The sequence below is a fragment of the Vibrio sp. 10N.222.47.A9 genome, assembly GCF_963872585.1.
GTDB classification, from domain to species: domain Bacteria; phylum Pseudomonadota; class Gammaproteobacteria; order Enterobacterales; family Vibrionaceae; genus Vibrio; species Vibrio splendidus.
This window is the reverse complement of record NZ_CAWNBB010000001.1, coordinates 202,384-222,009: the sequence shown is the minus strand read 5'-3', so window position 1 is coordinate 222,009 and position 19,626 is coordinate 202,384. Positions and strand designations below refer to the sequence as shown.

General features: G+C 43.4%; 17 protein-coding genes. 9 read left to right on the top strand and 8 right to left on the bottom strand.

Going from position 1 to position 19,626, the window contains the following annotated elements:
• The first annotated feature begins 268 nt into the window (after positions 1-268).
• Positions 269-1,108 carry a penicillin-insensitive murein endopeptidase gene (gene mepA / locus AACT19_RS00980; RefSeq protein WP_017092456.1) on the top strand — a complete coding sequence of 280 codons (840 nt, stop codon included), beginning with the start codon at positions 269-271 and terminating at the stop codon, positions 1,106-1,108.
• 275 nt (positions 1,109-1,383) lie between these two features.
• The gene (locus AACT19_RS00975; protein ID WP_017079848.1) at positions 1,384-1,692 is read left to right on the top strand and encodes a hypothetical protein; all 309 of its coding nucleotides are present in this window, start codon (positions 1,384-1,386) and stop codon (positions 1,690-1,692) included.
• 42 nt (positions 1,693-1,734) lie between these two features.
• Here the strand turns inward: AACT19_RS00975 and AACT19_RS00970 are convergent, their stop codons facing one another.
• The 3 genes from AACT19_RS00970 to rdgC form a co-directional block, all read right to left on the bottom strand.
• Positions 1,735-1,989 carry a YfhL family 4Fe-4S dicluster ferredoxin gene (locus AACT19_RS00970; protein ID WP_004735061.1) on the bottom strand — a complete coding sequence of 85 codons (255 nt, stop codon included), beginning with the start codon at positions 1,987-1,989 and terminating at the stop codon, positions 1,735-1,737.
• Between the two features lie 32 nt (positions 1,990-2,021).
• Positions 2,022-3,440, bottom strand: coding sequence for a prephenate-dependent tRNA uridine(34) hydroxylase TrhP (gene trhP / locus AACT19_RS00965; protein ID WP_017087856.1), 1,419 nt, complete (start codon positions 3,438-3,440; stop codon positions 2,022-2,024).
• 206 nt (positions 3,441-3,646) lie between these two features.
• Positions 3,647-4,561: a recombination-associated protein RdgC gene (gene rdgC, locus AACT19_RS00960; RefSeq protein WP_004735063.1), complete on the bottom strand. Its 915-nt coding sequence runs from the start codon at positions 4,559-4,561 to the stop codon at positions 3,647-3,649.
• A 193-nt stretch (positions 4,562-4,754) separates the two neighbouring features.
• On the opposite strand from rdgC, the gene phoB reads away from it, so the two are divergent.
• The 3 genes from phoB to AACT19_RS00945 are packed head-to-tail and all read left to right on the top strand — an operon-like array spanning position 4,755 to position 7,750.
• Complete coding sequence (gene phoB, locus AACT19_RS00955) at positions 4,755-5,444, top strand: phosphate regulon transcriptional regulator PhoB (protein WP_004735064.1); 690 nt, start codon at positions 4,755-4,757, stop codon at positions 5,442-5,444.
• A 33-nt stretch (positions 5,445-5,477) separates the two neighbouring features.
• A complete protein-coding gene (gene phoR, locus AACT19_RS00950) occupies positions 5,478-6,776 on the top strand; it encodes a phosphate regulon sensor histidine kinase PhoR (RefSeq protein WP_004735065.1) in 1,299 nt (432 codons plus the stop codon).
• Positions 6,773-7,750, top strand: a complete 978-nt coding sequence (locus AACT19_RS00945; protein WP_076644822.1) for a PstS family phosphate ABC transporter substrate-binding protein — start codon at positions 6,773-6,775, stop codon at positions 7,748-7,750. Before phoR ends, AACT19_RS00945 begins: the two co-directional genes overlap by 4 nt.
• Positions 7,751-7,840: 90 nt before the next feature.
• Here the strand turns inward: AACT19_RS00945 and ppx are convergent, their stop codons facing one another.
• Both ppx and ppk1 read right to left on the bottom strand, forming a co-directional pair.
• Positions 7,841-9,352, bottom strand: coding sequence for an exopolyphosphatase (ppx, locus tag AACT19_RS00940; protein ID WP_076644821.1), 1,512 nt, complete (start codon positions 9,350-9,352; stop codon positions 7,841-7,843).
• Entirely contained in the window at positions 9,343-11,439 is a 2,097-nt protein-coding gene (gene ppk1, locus AACT19_RS00935) for a polyphosphate kinase 1 (RefSeq protein WP_076644820.1), read from the bottom strand. The genes ppx and ppk1 overlap by 10 nt, the downstream gene beginning before the upstream one ends.
• 200 nt (positions 11,440-11,639) lie before the next feature.
• Between ppk1 and AACT19_RS00930 the strand changes: the two genes are divergently transcribed.
• The 4 genes from AACT19_RS00930 (at position 11,640) to phoU (ending at position 17,279) form a co-directional block, all read left to right on the top strand.
• Positions 11,640-13,856, top strand: coding sequence for an ABC transporter permease subunit (locus tag AACT19_RS00930; RefSeq protein WP_076644819.1), 2,217 nt, complete (start codon positions 11,640-11,642; stop codon positions 13,854-13,856).
• 120 nt (positions 13,857-13,976) lie between these two features.
• Positions 13,977-15,686 carry a phosphate ABC transporter permease PstA gene (gene pstA, locus AACT19_RS00925; RefSeq protein WP_017087861.1) on the top strand — a complete coding sequence of 570 codons (1,710 nt, stop codon included), beginning with the start codon at positions 13,977-13,979 and terminating at the stop codon, positions 15,684-15,686.
• Positions 15,687-16,505 (top strand): phosphate ABC transporter ATP-binding protein PstB, encoded by an 819-nt coding sequence (pstB, locus tag AACT19_RS00920; protein ID WP_004735071.1) that lies wholly within the window; start codon positions 15,687-15,689, stop codon positions 16,503-16,505.
• Positions 16,506-16,580: 75 nt separating this feature from the next.
• Positions 16,581-17,279 carry a phosphate signaling complex protein PhoU gene (phoU, locus tag AACT19_RS00915; RefSeq protein ID WP_004735072.1) on the top strand — a complete coding sequence of 233 codons (699 nt, stop codon included), beginning with the start codon at positions 16,581-16,583 and terminating at the stop codon, positions 17,277-17,279.
• A gap of 9 nt (positions 17,280-17,288) precedes the next feature.
• Here the strand turns inward: phoU and AACT19_RS00910 are convergent, their stop codons facing one another.
• From AACT19_RS00910 to AACT19_RS00900, 3 genes are all read right to left on the bottom strand, one after another.
• Positions 17,289-17,780 (bottom strand): hypothetical protein, encoded by a 492-nt coding sequence (locus tag AACT19_RS00910; protein WP_017087862.1) that lies wholly within the window; start codon positions 17,778-17,780, stop codon positions 17,289-17,291.
• 149 nt (positions 17,781-17,929) lie between these two features.
• Complete coding sequence (locus tag AACT19_RS00905; RefSeq protein ID WP_076644818.1) at positions 17,930-18,481, bottom strand: porin family protein; 552 nt, start codon at positions 18,479-18,481, stop codon at positions 17,930-17,932.
• A 128-nt stretch (positions 18,482-18,609) separates the two neighbouring features.
• Positions 18,610-19,539: a LysR family transcriptional regulator gene (locus tag AACT19_RS00900; RefSeq protein ID WP_076644817.1), complete on the bottom strand. Its 930-nt coding sequence runs from the start codon at positions 19,537-19,539 to the stop codon at positions 18,610-18,612.
• Positions 19,540-19,626 lie beyond the last annotated feature (87 nt).

The following is a 19,626-nucleotide window of genomic DNA, read 5'->3' as shown; positions in this document are numbered from 1 at the left end:
ATTTAATGGAATTGGTATAATGTTGTGAGCTGGAACGCCAGCCCGGTCTAATCTCCGGAGTGCCGGCTCAGTCCACCCCTGCCATATTTAAGGCTCTAGACTGCGCGTCCCGGCAGAAATGCTAGAGCCTTTTTGCTTTCTATTATTTGGATATTAACCCTCTCTCCAAATGAAAATGCCTCTTTATCTTCAAAATATCATCCTCGATATGCACCTATTTCCTAATGACGACTAGTATGAAAATAGAGATCATTTATTTGGAATTGTTATGAGGTTATTTTGTACATCAGCTCTTATCTTTTGTTCGTTTTACGTATCGGCAACCCCATGGGAAAAAGAAAAGAGCCCGACAAGAAATTCAACCTCATCTATCGGTAGTTACGCTAATGGCTGTCTAGACGGTGCGCAGGCTTTGCCAATTGACGGTCAAGGTTACCAAGTGATTCGTCCTCAGAGAGAGCGCTACTATGGACATACAGAGGCCATTCAGTTTATTGAAAGGCTAGGTGTGACCGCGAGCGAACAGCTCAACACTAATTTATTGGTTGGTGATATTTCTCTACCTCGAGGAGGGCGCTTTTCGTCTGGTCATTCAAGTCACCAGACTGGCTTGGATATTGATATATGGTTAAGGCTCACTGATAAGAGGCTGTCCGAAAATGAACTCGCTGTTCCTAAGCCAATCAGCGTTGTCGATCTTACCAACTACAAATTGCGCAAATCGAATTGGACTGATGATCACTTCCAAGTCATTCGCTATGCCGCGAAAGATGAAAAAGTGGTGCGTATTTTTGTCCATCCAGTGATTAAACAAGCCCTTTGTGAACAAGAAGATCCTGATGCCAATGATAGAACCTGGTTAGGCAAAATCAGACCTTGGTGGGGGCATCATTCCCATTTTCATGTTCGTTTAAAATGCCCTGAAGGCAGCTCTAACTGTATCGCTCAAGCAAATCCGCCTAAAGGTGATGGTTGTGGCGATGAACTTGCAAGTTGGGCTCCGCAGACCATTCCAGTTCCTCCACCTAAAAAAGTGGCTAAAACTAAGAAAAAAAAGAAAGTTAAAGTGATGCCGAGTCAGTGTTTGGCCTTGATATCGAATAGGTAATGTATTTATCGAGGTGTTTTACAGTGGTAATGCCACTGGTTTTCTCGACTCTAAAACTGGAGAAATGTCACACTTTTGTCTAGAGTTTATAAACACGTAATTAAGAACATCGTTTGATATCAAAACAAACGAATAACGACAAGAGCAAAAACAACGATCAATTTGATAATGCTTAGTCAGGGATGGCGTGTTTCTTGGGTGAAAGATGCGGCTTATGTGCAGTATATGAAAATCAGAGTCTGATACCCGTCTATAAAAATTCCAAGGATATGACAATGACTATGATTTGCGCGAGGGAATTCTCTAAATGGTTAAGACATAGATTCAGTAGTGAAAATGTCGGTATTTCAATTTCTAGAGAAGATATAAATCACCTAACAGGTCGACAGCGATTAGACCCTAGCTTTGTGAATGATGTTCATTATGAACTGATGCAGCATGGATTGGCGTTTGTCACTGATACCAGTCGGGAGCACTTTTATTTGGTACCGGTATCTCAAGCTAAAAACTGGCGAGAACAACTCGAATATCAATTTGAGAAAGAGATGTTCTGCAACATATACCCCATTGAAAAATCGGGTTAAAAAAAAGGTTCAACTTGATGATTAAGTTGAACCTTTTTTCTTTTAGGTCAAGCCTTGAATGATGACAAACTTTTCTAATAATTCGTCGTCAGTTTCAATATGGTTTGGGTCAGTGATTATGCACTTTGTAATGGGGCACACTGACTGACATGTTGGCTTCTCATAGTGACCTTTACACTCAGTACATAAATCAGGATCGATTTCGAAGATACTGTCACCCATCGTGATTGCGCCATTTGGGCATTCTGGGTCACACATATCGCAGTTTATGCACTTGTCAGTTATTAACAGAGCCATTGCTTTCTTCTCAGTAGAGTTTCTAGGTAAAGTTATTTACCTGAAGCGTTACGTGTATCTTGGCCTGCGCTCAAGTTACGCATTAACAAACCAAATTCTAGGTCAAGATCAGCCGGTACTGGAATAAATACAAAGTGACCGTTACCTTTTGCGTCATCTACTGGCTGAGATTTACGGTTCTCCATAACTTCTAATTTGAAAACGATGTTACCTTTTGGTGTCATCATTTCTAAGCTATCGCCAACTAGGAACTTGTTCTTCACTTCGACTTCCGCTAAGTCACCACGGCGGTTGCCAGTGAATTCACCAACAAACTGTTGAGTATCAGAGATAGAGTAACCGTACTCGTAGTTTTGGTATGTGTCGTGAGTGTGACGACGCAAGAAACCTTCAGTGTAGCCACGGTGAGCTAGGCTCTCTAGCGTACCCATAAGGCTCTCATCAAATGGTTTGCCTGCAACAGCATCGTCGATAGCTTTACGGTAAACCTGTGCTGTACGTGCACAGTAGTAGAAAGATTTAGTACGACCTTCAATCTTCAATGAATGAACGCCCATCTTAGTTAAACGCTCAACGTGTTGGATTGCGCGAAGATCTTTTGAGTTCATGATGTAAGTACCATGCTCATCTTCAAACGCTGCCATTTTCTCTTCTGGCTTGTGTGACTCAGAAAGCAACACGACTTCGTCTGTTGGCTTGCCAAGGCCTAGAGTGTTGTCTGGGCGTTCGTCTTGAACTTCAATACCTTGAGTTTCTACTTCTTGAATAGCAACACCTGTTGGGTTTGCTTCAACGATCTGACCATTTTCGTCTTCTTTCGCAGCTTCGGTCTTGTATTCCCAACGACAAGCGTTAGTACAAGTACCTTGGTTTGGATCGCGTTTGTTCATGTAGCCAGAAAGTAGGCAACGACCAGAGTAAGCCATGCATAGAGCACCGTGAACAAAGATTTCTAGCTCTGTTTCTGGGCAGTGTTCGCGAATCTCTTCGATTTCTTCAAGAGATAGCTCACGAGATAGGATCACACGCTCAACGCCTTGAGTTGACCAGAACTTAACGGTCGCCCAGTTTACTGCGTTTGCTTGAACTGAAAGGTGGATCGGCATTTCAGGGAATGATTCACGTACCATCATGATAAGACCTGGGTCTGACATGATAAGTGCATCTGGGCCCATCTCAACAACTGGCTTAAGGTCGCGAATGAATGTTTTTAATTTAGAGTTGTGTGGCTGAATGTTACATACAACATATAACTTTTTGCCTTGAGCATGAGCTTCATCGATACCGATTTGTAGGTTTTCGTGATTGAACTCGTTGTTACGAACACGAAGGCTGTAACGTGGCTGGCCTGCGTATACTGCATCTGCGCCATAGGCGAATGCGTAACGCATGTTTTTAAGGCTTCCTGCCGGTGATAATAGTTCAGGTACAAATGGTTTTTGTGTAGTCATTGCTTCGTTCTCTAATCTGATCTCAAGTCAGGTTGATACCACCAAGTGATATCAAAGGGGCGCAAATTTTACGCTAAAATGAGTTTGGTTGATAGCCCTAAAGATAATAATGGTATTAAGAAGCGAGTTGATAGGTATTGATAAGCGGGAGTGGCAAAGAAAATAAGCTCAGGTATCGTCGATACCTGAGCTTCAAATCGAAACAATTAAGCGTTAGGTTGAGTTAACCCGCCTAATGATTCAAATAGGTTTGGTAGGAAAACACTGAACTCACCACAAAGTAGAGAGAAGTCTGCATCAAAACGCGCAGCTTGATCTTCGCGAGGAATGTCGTCGTTTTCGTCTTTTAGTTCATCGCTGAATTTCAGGCGCTTGATGCTGCCATCTTCTGCAAGAATGAACTCTATGCGATCTTGCCAGTTGATCAGAAGCTTAGTCACAACTTTGTTGGCTTCAATGTGGTTTTTAATCTCATCAGCTTCTAGTTCTTGTTTCTTAACTCGAACAATGCCGCCGTCTTCTTGAATAGACTTTAGCTCTGCTTCATCGAGCATGGTGATACCTTGAGGCGTATCACCTGATTTCACCCACTCTGTCAGAGTCGTTTCAATCGCTTGCTCTGGAATAGCTGGTACTACTGGCAGGCTACCCATCGTTTTACGTAGTAATGCCAATACGTCTTCTGCTTTTTTGTAGCTGCTAGCATCAACCACAATAAAGCCTTCTTTCGGCATGATCAGTGCGTAAGTGAAGTTACTGCGGCTGAAAGCACGAGGAAGAAGATCGATGATGATGTCTTCTTTTAGGCTGTCTTTCTCTTTCTTTTTCAGAGGAGTACCAGACTCTGCCTCAAGCGTTTCTACTTTTGCATTCAATGAATCTTTGATCACAGAAGCTGGAAGCATTTTCTCTTCTTTCTTTGCACAGATGAGAATGCGGTTTTCTGATACGTGCGTCATCATATCGCCGTGTCTACCCATCGCGTTTACCCAACCAAACTTCTGTTTGTCTTGGCTACCACAAGGGGTAAAACGGAACTCTTCAAGTTGTTTCTCTAGCTGATCTGCGTTGAAGTCTATATCACGATTAAAGCGATAGACGAGGCAATTCTTAAACCACATAAATATTTCTCATACCTTTATCTGAAGACGCTCATCATAGGAGATTTCGATCCATTTGTCTTATACCTGCAATAAAAATTAAAAGTGAAATGTTTGAGACAGTTATATGAAAATTTGTTTTCAAAGGTCACAAAAGTGTCATAATTAAACCAGATAATGCAATGCGTTGATTAAATACTAAGGCTATTCAATTATGTCGAGAAGGATTCTGGTCGTTGAAGATGAAGCACCTATTCGTGAGATGCTGTGTTTTGTACTTGAACAAAAAGGCTACCAAGCAGTAGAGGCTGAAGATTACGATACAGCGGTAAACAAGCTATGTGAACCTTTCCCAGATCTAGTATTACTAGATTGGATGCTACCTGGTGGTAGCGGGATAAACTTTATCAAGCACATGAAGCGTGAAGAGTTAACTCGCAACATCCCAGTGGTGATGCTGACGGCTCGTGGCGAAGAAGAAGATAAGGTGCGTGGTTTAGAAGTGGGTGCTGATGATTACATCACCAAGCCATTTTCACCCAAAGAGCTTGTTGCTCGCCTGAAAGCGGTTATCCGCCGTGTAACGCCTACTGCACTAGAAGATGTGATTGATGTACAAGGTCTTAAGCTAGACCCAGTATCTCATCGTGTTACCGCAAGCGAAGGTCCAGTTGATATGGGACCAACCGAGTTCAAAATGCTGCATTTCTTTATGACTCACCAAGAGCGAGTGTACAGTCGAGAGCAACTACTGAACAACGTTTGGGGTACCAACGTTTACGTTGAAGATCGCACTGTTGATGTACATATTCGACGCCTGCGTAAAGCACTTGAATCTGCAGGTCACGATAAGCTAATCCAAACGGTTCGCGGCGCGGGCTACCGTTTTTCTACAAAGGCTTAATGTGGCTTCGCTACCCAGTTTACGGAGTCCTGAATGGTTGAAAAGTTAACCTGGAAAAAGCTGGCTTGGGAGCTGGCTTTTTTTTACGCACCTTGGGTTTTAGTCGGTTGGATATTCGGCTACTTACCTTGGTTACTGCTGGCTGCTACGGTATTGCAGCTCGGCTGGCATCTACATTATCAAATGCGTTTATCCGCTTGGTTATGGGATGAAAAGCGTTTAACACCACCATCAGGTTCTGGAAACTGGGAATCTCTGTTTAACGGTATTTATCGTATGCAGCAGAGGCAGCGTCGTAAAAGAAAAGAACTGACTAACCTGATCCGCCGTTTCAGAAATGGTGCTGAATCCTTACCCGATGCCGTTGTGGTGTTTCGTGGTGAAGGAAACATCGTTTGGTGTAACAAGCTTGCTCAATATTTACTGGGCTTTCGCTGGCCAGACGATTCTGGGCAACCTATCTCCAACTTGATCCGCACGCCGGACTTCATCAAGTACCTTAATAAACAAGATTTCTCAGAGCCGTTAGAGATGCCGTCGCCACTTAATGTGGAACGTATGCTCGAGCTGCGTATCGTGCCGTATACCGAGGGCGAACACCTCATGGTCGTACGTGATGTTACTCAGCTAAAACAGCTAGAAGGCATGCGTCGTAACTTTTTCGCTAACGTTTCTCACGAGCTACGCACTCCAATGACCGTACTTCAGGGCTATCTTGAAATGACGGAAGATCCAGACATGGTCGTTGGGCCTATGTGGCCTAAGGCTCATGGTGTGATGACCGAGCAGTTGAATCGCATGAACAGCCTAGTGAATCAGCTTTTAACACTTTCAAAAATCGAAGCTGCACCGATGCATGAGCTCGATGAAGTGGTGAATGTTCCGGCTATGCTTGAGGTTCTTGAAAAAGAAGCCGCAAGTTTAAGTGGTGATCGAGAACATAAACTTGAATTTGATATCGACAAGAGTCTACGAGTTCTAGCTGATGAAGATCAGCTGAGAAGTGCGATATCGAATCTGGTTTATAACGCAGTTAAATACACACCACCGGGCGCAACGGTTAAGGTGCGTTGGTACCAAACCAGTCAAGGCGCGTGTTTGGATGTGTCAGACACCGGAGACGGTATTGAACCACAACACTTACATCGACTCACAGAACGTTTTTACCGTGTTGATAAAGCGCGTTCACGCGATACTGGTGGTAGTGGTCTTGGGTTAGCGATTGTGAAGCATGCGCTTAGCCATCATGACTCACATTTAGAAATTCAAAGTGAAGTTGGCGTTGGTAGCCGATTCCATTTCACGCTACCTAATCGATTGACCGTGTCATGAGTTGTTTGACTCGCAGGACGCGTTTACCCGTCAGCTTATTGTTAACATTTGCTTTGGTTAACCCAGTTCATGCCGAACAGGGTGTCGACTCACTTCCTGATTACGCTAAAGTTCCGGGTATTTCAGGGAGCCTATTGTCTGTTGGTTCGGATACCTTGGCGGGTATGACGACATTATGGATGGAAGAGTTCAAGTCTTACTACCCGAATGTGAACGCTCAAGTTCAAGCTTCTGGTTCTTCTACTGCCCCTCCTGCGTTAACGGAAGGGACTGCTCACCTTGGACCAATGAGTCGTCCAATGCGCCTACGAGAGGTCGAAGCGTTTGAAAGAGAGCATGGCTATAAGCCGACAGCACTGAGAGTTGCTATCGATGCGATTGGACTTTTTGTGCATCGTGATAACCCTATTGAAGGGCTCAACTTTCACCAGATTGACAGTATATTCTCAGAGACATTGCGCTGCGGCGCGACTAAGCCGCTAAATAATTGGCAAGATTTGGGCATTGACCAGCCGTGGGCAAAACATCGATTCCAACTGTTTGGTCGTAATTCCGTTTCGGGAACCTACGGCTATTTCAAAAAAAATGCACTGTGCGGCGGTGATTTTAAGAACCGAGTTAATGAGCAGCCAGGTTCTGCATCGGTTGTACAGTCGGTTGCTTCATCAATCAGCGGGATAGGGTACTCAGGTATTGGTTATCGAGTGGCCGGTGTTAAGTTAATTCCTATCGCAGAGTATGGTTCTGATTATGTAGAGCCGACTCGAACGAATATCTTGAGCGGTGATTACCCTCTATCTCGCTTTCTTTATGTGTATGTGAATAAGCACCCAGATAAACCACTTTCTCCTGTTGAGAGGGAGTTCCTCACTTTTGTGTTCTCAAAGCAAGGGCAAGAACTGGTAGAGAAAGATGGCTATTTAGCTATACCGTCAGAGTTCGCTGAGCAAGAATTGGCAAAAATCGGACTCTGATTTAGGTACTATGAACGTAGAAATTTAACGTAGAAACCTAACGTATAAACAGCTTGCTAGCCGCAGGCTGTTTTTTATTTTGTCGGCGCATCATTCAAGCTTCAACGACCATCCAGCATCTTGCCAGCGTCGTTGTTCTTCTTTGAGTTCATAATCAAGCAGTTGATTTTCAGCTAACCAGTCGATGGTATCTCCTTCTAAACACCAATTCTCATCTTGCTCAATGGTTAATTTTACATTCGGTATTGGCGATTGGTTTCGCTGTCGATTGAGCAGGATTGCTATCCTCAGTATTCGAATTAACAACGCTATCTGCCCTGTATTGAATAGCGTGAGATCCGGTAAGTCACTAAGCTTAATTGCTTTTCTTTGATAGCGAACTAATGCTGAGATCAGACGCTGCTGCTCAGTATTGAAACCGGGCATAGTCGTATGTTTAAGCAGATAAGCTGAATGGCGGTGATAGCCTTGGAATGCGATGCTTTGTCCCACTTCATGAAGCAATGCAGCCCATCCAATCAGATCATAAAGTTCATTATTTACCGCAGTATTCACCTGAGGTTGCGCTTGTTTCAGTAATGAAAGGGCGAGTGCTTTGACTTTCTGGCCATGAACTACGTCAACATGGTATCGAGAGACAAGCGTTTCGGCGGTTCTTGTTCGAACATCAATATCTTTAAACCGATCTTCCATGTCATAAAGCACCCCTTCTCTTAAGGCACTATCGGAGAAATGCAATTCATTGATGTTTAGCATATCCATAGCTGCTGAAAGAATCGTGACGCCAGCGGCAAACACCGGCTTTCTTTCATCGCTTAAACCTGAAAGGCCTAATCCCTTAGAAGATGGAAATTCACATAAGTGGTTCTTCAAATAGGATAGGCGTTGCGGCGTAATGAGACCATCGGTGAACCCTAAGCCAATGAGTACCTCTTTTATTGATTTGGCGGTTCCTGATGAGCCAAAGGCAACTTCCCAAGAGATTTGTTTGTATTCTTCAATTAATGGCATCAACAGGCGAGTAGCAGAGACATAAGCATCGGAGAAGTGCTGTGATGTCAGCCCTCCATCGGCAAAGAAACGCTGAGTAAAACTGACGCATCCCATCGGTAAGCTACGCATTATTTGGGGTGTAAAGCCTTGTCCTGCGACGATTTCGGTACTCCCGCCACCGATATCAATAACTAATTTAGATTCGGAAGCAGCTTGAGTGTGCTCTACGCCGTTATAGATAATTCGAGCTTCTTCTTGACCTGAGATGATCTCTATTGGAAACGGAAACCATGGTTTAGCTTGCTCTAAGAAGTCTTTGGTATTTTTAGCCTTTCTTAGGGTATGAGTCGCGACGACTCTGACATCATCAAGTTCAAAATCCGCTAGTCGTTCTGCGAATACCTTGAGGCACTCCAAACCTCGCTCGATAGCGCTTTCGGATAAGAAGTTACGCTCATTCAACCCATCGCCTAATCTCACTTTCTGTTTATGTCTGCTGACTAATTGCAGGTGTTGATCGAATACTCGGGCAACCACCATATGAAAGCTGTTTGAACCTAAATCGATAGCGGCAATACATCGAGAATGTTTATTATCAATTAGCGGCATGATTTCTTCTCTTGTTTGTACTTCTTGCGAGCAAGTTTCTCCATACGTTTAATATAGTGGTAAGTGGAGAGTTGTGACGTCGGGTAATCGAGTTGGGTTGCTGGTGCTTCTATGTAAGGGTTGCTCATCGCTTGGTCTAGCACTCGAGCTTTGTTGCTGTCATCGAAATGAAATTCGGTGATATCGATAATCGTTTGCTTGATAGTTGGATCTAAAATTGGAGTGGCGACTTCGATCCGATGATCGAAGTTTCGCGTCATCCAGTCAGCTGAAGATATATAGACTTTCGGCTTTCCAGCGTTACCAAAGATCATCACTCTTGGGTGTTCAAGAAAACGATCGACCACACTGACAATCTCAATATGGTCACTGATGTTGGGTATGCCAGGGACAAGAGAGCACATGCCACGAATGACCATTCTCACTTTTACATTGACTTGGCTGGCCTGATAGAGCTTCTCAATGATCTCTCGGTCGACCAAATTGTTGAGTTTTAGAGTGATGCTTGCAGGCTTGCTCTCCATCGCGTTTTGTATTTCATTATCTATCAACTGATACAGACGTTTTCTTGTATTCTTCGGTGACACAATCAGTTGTTTGAACTGTGATTTTTGATAAGGGTTTTCAATATACTTAAAGACTTGTCTCACCTCTTGGGTCAAATCTTCATTCGCAGTGAGCAGAGAAAAATCGGTATACACGCGCGCTGTTACTTCATGAAAGTTACCGGTGCCAATATGGGCGTAATGCGCCGTATGCTTGCCTTCTTTCCGTTTAATGAGCAGCAGTTTGGAGTGGACTTTCAAACTTGGGATGCCATGGATGACTTTTATACCGGCTTCTTGAAGTTTCTTTGTCCACTGAATATTGGCTTGTTCATCAAAGCGAGCTTGCAGCTCGACAACCACTGTGACCTTTTTTCCATTGTGCGCCGCATCGATGATTGAGCTAAGGAGTTTGGAGCCTTCTGCAACACGGTAAACGTTTATTTTTATGGAGGTTACTTTCGGGTCAAAGGAAGCCTGTCTCACGAGCTCAGTGATGTGATTAAAGGTGTGATAAGGGTAATGCAACAAGATGTCACGAGCTTTGATCGCTTCAAAATAGTTTGGATGGTGGCTAAAATGCGCGCACTTAATTGCGGGTAACGGGCGATTAACTAAATCACGTCGGTTAAGGCTTGGGAACTCAGAGAAGTGTTTGAAGTTGTGGTAGCGGCCTCCGACAATAACACTATCGTAGTCAGACAGTTTTAGTCTGACTTGTAAGAAACTGAGCATTTCAGCTGGCATTTCTGACTCATAGATAAGGCGTATCGGTAGTGCCGTTAAGCGCTGTTCTAAACCTAAAGACATCGATTCTAATAGGCTGCTTTCATTGTTCTCTTGAAGGTCATAATCGGCGTCGCGAGTCATTTTTATAGCAAAGCAACGCACTGAGTCATACTCAAAGAACCCTTTAAGTAAATCATCTAAACAAAACCGAACTATATTATCTAATAAGATCAAAGTAGTACGCTGAGAACCCGAGGTGTCTGGTAACTTAACAAATCGAGGGAGTGCTTCTGATGGGATTTCGAGTAATACGTATTGAGAAGATGCCTCACGCTCGATGTCGATGGCTAAGTAACTTTGCTCGTCTTTCATAATATTGAGCAACTGGCGATCTTCGTTCAAGAGAAACGGAGTTAAATGTGGCAGCACTTTTTTCTTAAAGTACTTTTTGATCCACTCACTTTGCTCTTCGCTGATTTGTTGTTCGTTGACCAAAAAAATACGATTGCGCGCCAGTTCCAACAATAGGTCGTTATACAACTCATGGAATCGAGCATCGAGCTTACTTGCTTTGCTCTGCATTTGAGTGAGTAAGGTTTTCTGCGAGTTGGCAGGTAATTGAGGATCTTGAAGTAAGATCTTTCGTTTCACGTCAGCAAATCGGACTTTGTAAAACTCATCGAGGTTTTTTGAGTAAATACCTAAAAAACGAACTCTTTCGATTAAGGGAACTGACTTGTCGGCTGCTTCTTGGAGCACTCTTTCGTTGAAGGATAACCAGCTAAGTTCTTTTGTGACATAGTCTTTTTCCATCGAGATGATAATCCTTGAGTGCTGGCTATAGAGCTGATTACTTTAATTTAGAATGACAAAATTCACAAAATCTATGATCTTACTTTAAGAAATATGGTCAACAAACTTGTTATTAGTTTCAGTTGTTTAACGTAACTTGTAATATAATTGTCATCTAACGTACATATTATGTCAGTAGCTAAAAAAAGGTAGATAAACAGATGGCTTCAGCCCAATTTTCATTGAAAGAGCGTGACAAAAAAAGATGGTTGAAAGATCGTCTCGTCCGTTTTTCAGTGACATGTGGTGCCGTCAGTGTTCTAGCTGCTCTGGTATTGATCTTTGTTTACTTGGCGATGGTCATTTTACCGGTGTTTTCTGATACTGGTTTAGAGACAGACCAAGCAGTAAAGACCGTTGCTGTAGAAAAGCCTATCGCCTTATCTGTTGATGAATACGGTCAGCATGCATTTACTATCGAAAAATCTGGCTTGGTGCAGTTTTGGGATTTAGAGTCTCAAAATACACACTCTTACTTTGAGCGAAATGTTTTAGCCAATCCTGTTGCCTTCTCTCGAAATACCCCATCAGAAAACTGGTTTGCCTTTGCCGATAGTGCAAGCAACCTTACTTTTTTCTATCCTGAGTATAGTGCGCCTGTGCTGCAAAAGGGCAGTGAAGCCGATCCTAAAATTGAGCAAATCGATCTCCCTGAACCATTTTTAAATGATGAATCGTCAAATGGGACGACAATCGAAAAATTCGCGTTCTCTAAGAATGGACGTGGTATCACGGTTGCCGCTCAGCTAAGTGACCAACGAGTCTTAGTGAAGTGGTACCAAAGTGACGTTACGGGTCAGTATGTTTTTCAGAAGAGCCAATGGCTATCGGATAAGTTGGGCTTGCAGCAACAGCTGTTAGTCACACCTGATGGCCAAACCTTATATCTCCGATCTCAATCGGATTTAGTGGTTTTGAAGCTATCAGATCGCGGCTTCAATGTTCGTGAAGTGATTGATCTTAGCTTGAATGATGCGAAGCATTCGGTGAAAAGTATCGATTTACTGTCTGGAGCTTATTCACTGTTGGCTACGCATGAGGACGGACAGGTTTCTCAGTGGTTCGATGTACTCAAAGATGAAAAGCGTAGCCTGACCCATATTCGAGATTTCCAACTAGCTGAACAAGTGCAATTTATTTTGCCTGATACTTATAGAAAGGGGTTTTATAGCTTCTATAAGAACGGCACATTACAAAGCCACTATACGACCAGTGAAAAGCTGTCGTTGTTTGAACGAGCCTTTGATAAATCACCACAATTAGCCGCTATGTCTGCCAATGAACTGCATCTGGCGACGCTGATTGATGGCAACATCAGTGTGGCTAAAGTCGACAATGAATACCCACAGATCTCATTCTCATCGCTTTGGCAAAAGGTCTGGTATGAAAGTTACCCTGAGCCACAATACGTTTGGCAATCAACCTCGGCGAACGATGACTTTGAAGAGAAATTCAGTTTAGTACCTATCACGTTCGGTACTATTAAGGCCGCTCTGTTTGCGATGATGTTTGCCGTGCCGGTTGCTGTGCTCGGAGCTATTTACACCGCTTACTTCATGTCTCCACGCATGCGAAGAGTGGTGAAGCCTTCGATAGAACTGATGGAAGCACTTCCGACCGTGATTATCGGATTCTTGGCTGGGCTTTGGTTTGCTCCAATTGTCGAAACGCATTTAACGGCCGTCTTCTCATTAATGGTGTTATTACCGTTGAGTACATTGCTGACGGGGTTTGTTTGGTTCTGCTTACCGAAGGTGGTGACGAGTCGTTTCTCTAACGGTTGGCATGCCCTAATATTGATCCCGGTACTGGTGATTACGGTGGTGGCTGTCTTTGCTGGTGGAAACAGCATTGAAGCCTTGTTGTTTGGTGGTGATATTCGAACTTTCTTAGCGAGTTATGGCATCGACTTTGACCAACGTAATGCGCTGGTGGTTGGTTTTGCTATGGGTTTTGCTGTCATCCCAACGATTTTTACTATCGCCGAAGATGCTATTTTCTCGGTGCCTAAACACTTATCCGATGGTTCATTAGCGTTGGGTGCGACGGCGTGGCAGACCCTTATTTATGTGGTGTTATTGACGGCTAGCCCAGGTATCTTTTCAGCGGTCATGATGGGACTAGGGCGAGCGGTTGGCGAAACCATGATTGTCTTGATGGCAACAGGTAACACACCAATTCTTGACTGGAATATTTTGGAAGGGATGAGGACGCTATCCGCAACGATTGCTGTCGAACTACCAGAATCAGAGGTGGGTGGTTCTCACTTCCGCTTGTTGTTCTTAGCGGCACTCTTGCTGTTTATTTTCACGTTCGCGGTGAACTCAGTCGCAGAGTGGGTTAGACAAAGACTGAGAGATAAATATCGTGCGCTGTAGTTTTAAAGGTTCACCTCAATGTGTCTCAATGGCTTTTCGTTGCGTGACTAGCGTGGCTAGCGTATCTCGCGAACTTGGCTGTTTCTTGGTTTCAGCACGTCAAGAGCAAGGTCGATCATGATGAACAAATTGAAGTCATTATTATCTTGGGTTAAATCGGGATCTCCGTGGATCTGGCTTACGGGCGGGGCGGTGAGCATCAGTATGCTTTCTGTTCTTGGCCTTATGTTGTTGATTGGCTGGAAGGGCTTAACCTATTTTTGGCCTGCTCCTTTATATCAATGGCAAGTCGACTCCAAAGACCTATCGTTAGTGGTCGATCTTGACGAAACGGTATCAAAGCAAGATGTATTGATTGGCCAGTTGTATGAACGTAAATACATCCCGATAGAGCAAGTTCCACAAGTACACGACCTCTTGTCGCCTCAAAATTTGTCGACGGGACTAATTCAGCGCTTAAGTATCAAAGTCGCCAACAGAGAACTGTACCCTGCGGATTTTGTTTCCATTCTGGATGTCAATTTACGTGAACCAACAACGCCGCTTGATTGGATTGTGATTGAACGAAGTCGAGGTGGTTATTTCTTTGGTAAGCCTGTGGGTTTTAAAACCGCTTCTGGCACCTTTAATTCGAACATAGACCAAAAGCTCGAACAAGGCTTGGCGTTCGCTGATACGTTACGTAAAGAAACGTCGCGTGTTGTGAACCAAGAAATCCGCAATATCAGTTGGCAATTGGAAAATCTGCGCTTAGAAAAACGTAAGCTTGAACTCAATGAGTCAGTGAGCGATGAATACCTTAAAACCTATACTCAAACTAAATTGGAATTAAATAGCCAGTTAGCTGAAGCAGAAGTAAAGCTTGAGCATCTTAGAACACAGCTCAATGTCGAAAGCTTGTTGGTGGAAGATATGACAGGAGAGCAGGTTGAAATTTCGCTCAGTCATATCTTGGATTATTGGTACCCAAATAATATGTCTTATCTTGAAAAGGTTGGGCATTGGGGCAAACAAGTTTGGAAGTTCTTATCAGAGAACCCGCGAGACTCAAACTCTGAAGGTGGGGTGTTTCCTGCTATTTTCGGCACTGTGTTGCTGGTTATTCTCATGTCGATCGTAGTGATGCCACTTGGCGTAGTTGCAGCGATATATCTTCATGAATATGCAAGAAACAACGCACTAACACGTTTGATTCGTATTGCCGTGATTAACTTAGCGGGTGTACCGTCGATTGTGTATGGCGTATTTGGCTTAGGATTCTTTGTGTATACCATCGGTGGCTCAATCGATTCCTTATTTTATGCAGAGCGATTACCCGCTCCGACATTTGGTACACCGGGCCTATTATGGTCTGCTCTGACCTTAGCGGTATTAACATTACCCGTTGTTATTGTAACTACGGAAGAGGGCTTAACGCGTATTCCTAGTTCCGTGAGGCACGGTTCATTAGCGCTTGGGGCTACTCAATTTGAGACGCTTTGGCGTATTGTTTTACCGATGGCAAGCCCTGCGATTATCACCGGTTTGATATTGGCAATCGCGAGAGCTGCGGGGGAAGTGGCCCCACTTATGCTGGTGGGTGTAGTGAAATTAGCATCAAGTTTGCCAGTGGATGGTCAGTTTCCATATCTACATTTAGAAAGAAAGTTCATGCATTTAGGCTTTCATATCTATGATGTTGGTTTTCAAACTTCTAATATCGAAGCAGCACGACCTTTAGTGTATGCGACTTCATTTTTACTGGTTACGGTGATTGTTGGCTTGAACTTAACCGCTATCAATATCCGTAATAACTTGCGTGAAAAATACCGAACCTTAGGACAAGATTAGATGTTTTCCATTAATGAAACCTTGGGTTACCAAGCACCACTTGATGTACACAACCTGAAGGATGAGCAAATCGCTATCTCGATTGAAGGGCTGAATCTTTATTATAAAGAGAGCCAAGCACTCGATGATATTTCAATGCAGATCCCTAAGGGGCAGGTGACCGCGTTTATCGGTCCATCAGGGTGTGGTAAGTCGACTCTGCTGCGCTGCATTAATCGCATGAACGATCTTGTTGAAGGCTGTAAGGTTTCCGGGAAAGTGAAGCTTCATGGCAAGAATGTGTATCACCCTAAGGTGGATGTCGCGACTTTACGACGCCGTGTTGGCATGGTATTCCAGCGACCGAACCCTTTTCCTAAATCTATCTATGAGAATGTGGTTTATGGTTTGAGGCTACAAGGCGTGAGCAACAGCCGAGATCTGGATGATGCGGTTGAGCGCTCTCTGCGTGCAGCTGCGTTATGGGATGAAGTGAAAGACCGTTTGCATGAGAACGCCTTTGGTTTATCGGGTGGTCAACAGCAGCGTTTGGTTATCGCTCGTGCGGTTGCTATCGAACCTGAAGTGCTTTTATTAGATGAGCCGACCTCGGCACTCGATCCGATTTCTACTTTGACGATTGAAGAGTTGATCAATGAACTGAAGACCCAATACACCGTGGTTATTGTTACTCATAACATGCAACAAGCGGCGCGTGTGAGTGACCATACTGCTTTTATCCATATGGGGAAGTTGATCGAGTACTCAGATACCGATTCGATATTTACTTCGCCATTGAAAAATCAAACGGAAGACTACATTACTGGTAGGTATGGCTAGCGTTTAAGTTCGTGCCATCTAGAGCTAAGTCTCTCTGAAATAAACGGCTTTATTCATTTCTTTTAAGGAGCTGACATGCATTTTGGTCGCCACATCTCAGGACAGTTTAATGTCGAATTAGAATCTATCCGTACACACGTATTAACTATGGGTGGATTGGTAGAGCAGCAGTTGTCCTTTGCGATGCAAGCTCTGCATAAAGATGACGCGGAACTGGCCAAGAAAGTGATTCGTGATGACCACAAAGTGAATGCGATGGAAGTTTCAATCGATGAAGCATGTACTCGTATTATTGCGAAGCGTCAGCCGACCGCAAAAGATCTGCGTTTGATTATGGCGATCATCAAAACCATTACCGACTTAGAACGTATTGGCGATGTTGCCTCTAAAATTGCTCAAGGCGCGATCGAGATCCCTTCGACCAAAGAGCAAAAATTTCATGTCTCATTAGAGCCTCTTTGTCGTCAGGCAATCACCATGCTTCACCAAGTATTAGATGCGTTTGCTCGTATGGATGTCGATGCTGCGGCAGAAGTTCACAAACTTGATGATAAGTTGGATGCGGAATACGAGGCAGTCATTCGTCAGTTAATGACGTATATGATGGAAGATCCTAAGAACATCCCAAATATTTTACAGGTGATGTGGTCAGCTCGTGCGATTGAGCGAGTGGGAGACCGTTGCCAAAATATCTGCGAATACATTATTTACTTTGTGAAGGGTAAAGATGTACGTCACCTAGGCGATCAAAGCCTTGATGACGCACTGAAGTAGGTAGAGCCTTTAAAAGCTAATAATGGCACCAAGGTTGAAATTGACCGTCGTGTCGTAAGGCACAAAGGTTTTATTGTGATCAAAAATATTCATATCAACACCTGCACGTAGTCCAAGCATTGGTGTCGCTTGGTACACGTAGGCGCCGCCTAGGCTTAAACCATGTGCTGTCTTCTCTTCAACTTCGCCTGAGCGCGTTTTTGTACCGTCATAGCTTGCCACACCGATTTCAGCCTGAAAGCCGTGGTTTTGGTTTCTTCCAAACATGTTCTGGATACCAACGCGATACGCATCAACCGTTTCATCATATCGATCGCTGTCATACCAAATATGAGAGTAGCTTAGGTAAACGGCACCTAAACTGGCCACATCAGTAATACCCGCCTGTACTCCAAAGCCATGATAAGAACCAATCTTTAGTTCTGGGGATAAATGAAGAGCACTTGCTGAAACGGAAGTGGAGAGGACAGAAAGTAAAAGCAGGGAAGTTTTTATCTTCATAAAAATACCTAAAGCAATTAGCCGTCCGTGGCTGCAATGAATTTTGATTCGAGAATTGTTCAAAAGTGAGTCAACTTTGATGAGGTGTTAAAACCCAGCAATTGACTGATCGCAAAAAAGCCAGTTTAGACACTGGCTTTTTCAATCTATTAGAAGCGGTAACCGACAGTCCATGAGAATGTGTCGTAATCTACGTCATCGTAGCTCGCGAATTCAAAGCGCATGTCAGTGTATAGGTGTGATCCGAATTCAGCTCGACCACCTAGGCCAACAACGAAGCTGGTATCGTTATATGATTCAGTCCACTTTTTGTCTAGGATGCTAATTGAATTATCTTCACTTTGACGAGCTAGGCCCAGAACACCATAAGGTTTCAAAGAGAAGCCATCTAATTCAAATTTATAACCGATATCAGCATCAACTTGGAATTTGTAACCATCGATCTCGGCTTTTATACCTTCAACGTTTTCGTCGTCACTATTCGTTGCGTAAGAAACATTGATACCTACGATACGGTTAAATTCATAACCATATTCAAGTTTGATACCGTTACCCCAATCAACTGTGTCATCGGTTAGCCAATCGTCTACCTGAGTTTGGTTGTAACCAATACCCACACGGTGTTGGCTGTCAAAGTTGTTTGCAAGAACTGGAACAGAAAGTAGTGAAGCTGAAATTAGGGTAGTAAGTGCAATTTTCATATTAGTCTCTATTTAGGGTTAACTTAACTGCACGATCCTTCGTAGTTCAGTATCCGTTTTGATAGGGCTAATATTAAACAGTGTTTTATTTTTCGGCTAAGTAGATATTGGTATCTCTATAATAAGCATTACTTATTAACCTGAGTTGATAGTGCTTTTTGTATTAACTCAAATAGCCAATTGGTAATAGGGGAGTTTCTGTTTTTAGTATGTAAATGGCAGTAAACAGGAGTTTTGGGAGGCTCGCCATCTATCACAACATCGATTCCGCGTAGGGTTGGGTAATTATCAACGAGGAAAAGATTCGAATGTGGCATGTACATATCTGTGTGTTGAATGACATCAATGACCGCCATAATTAGCTCACTACGGAAACCAACATTATGTTCAACGGAGAGATCAGTTAGGATATCCGATGCCAAACTATGGTTGTCGTTCCAACCGGGTGTGACTAGTGAAGCGATATCGTAGCCTGCCACATCGTAAGGTGTAACGATTTCTTGCTTTAAAGGGTGGTCTTTTCTTACAAAAATACGCCCTGTTAGTTCAATTAACTTTTTCGTATAAACTTCTTTACTCGTTTTACTGCCAAGGTAACTGATCCCCATCAACACCTCACCTTTCTGAATGTCAGAAACAGAAGCATTGGTCCAAGAGACTAATTCTAGATTCGCATTCGGTGCTTGCTCTCTTATCATTTTAAATAAAGAACCAGATAAACAAGATAGCACGATAGGTGATAGCGCTATTTTGAGTGTGTAATCGATCTCTTTTGGATCAAAAATGTTTGATGCATTGATCGCGACAGATAGACCGTCCATGAACGGCTTTATTTCATTGGTGAGTTGTTCTGAGAAAGCGGTAGGCTGCAAACCTCCATGAACTTTAACGAAAAGGTCATCGTTGAAGTGGTGTCTTAGCTTTTGCAGGGCTTGGCTAACCGCTGGCTGAGAAACGAATAAACGCTCCGCAGCCTTTCTGGTGTTTTGTTCTTGATAAACAATCAGAAATGTTCGTAACAGGTTTAAATCAAGAGAGCTGAATAAGTCTTTAGCCATATCTATCCATGAAAATTTTCTGCGCTATTAAATCTAATATACGTCAGTCAGTTAGATTAGTCAGCGAGGTTCTCTGGATTTGTGTTA